The 639-nt window shown below is 79.3% G+C and carries 1 protein-coding gene; it reads right to left on the reverse strand.

Annotated features, from left to right (window positions below):
- On the reverse strand, positions 1-414 hold a 414-nt coding region (locus KUM32_RS41450), incomplete at its 3' end, for an MFS transporter (RefSeq protein ID WP_217146797.1).
- Positions 415-639 lie beyond the last annotated feature (225 nt).

Raw genomic sequence — 639 nt, forward strand, 5'->3', positions numbered from 1 at the left:
GGTCAGCACGCCGCCGATCAGCACGCCGGAGGCGCCGCCGGCCGCGCCAGCGGCGCTCCACAGCCCGAGCGCGCGGGCCCGGCCCGTGGCGGGGAAGACGGTGGTGACGATGGTCAGGGCGACCGGCGCCAGGACGGCGGCGCCGAGCCCCTGCACCGCGCGCGCCGCCACCAGCGCGGGCGGCGCCTGGGCGAGGCCGCCCGCCAGGCTCGCGAGCCCGAACAGGCCGAGCCCGAGCCACAGCACGCGCCGCAGCCCGAAGAAGTCGGCGGCCCGCCCGCCGAGCAGCAGGAAGCCGCCGAAGACCAGCGTGTAGGCGTTGACCACCCATAACAGCCCGGGCTCGCTGAACCCCAGGTCACCGCGCATGTCCGGCAGCGCCACGTTCACCACGGAGGCGTCCAGCGTGACCATGAACTGCACGCCCACCACCACGGCCAGCACCACCGCGTACCGCACGGCAGCCTCCGGCGCCCCGTTCCGCCGTACGCCGTCGGCGTGCCGTCGTGGGCGCGCCGCGCCCGGCACGGCGCGCCGGGGCGCGGCGCGCCCGCCGTCGACCCACTCCGCCTCGACCCGTGGCGCTCCCTCCGCCCCTCCCCCGGTGGCGGGCGCCGCGTCCCGGCGCCCGCCGTGCGG

The sequence above is a fragment of the Streptomyces sp. AC627_RSS907 genome (assembly GCF_019049165.1).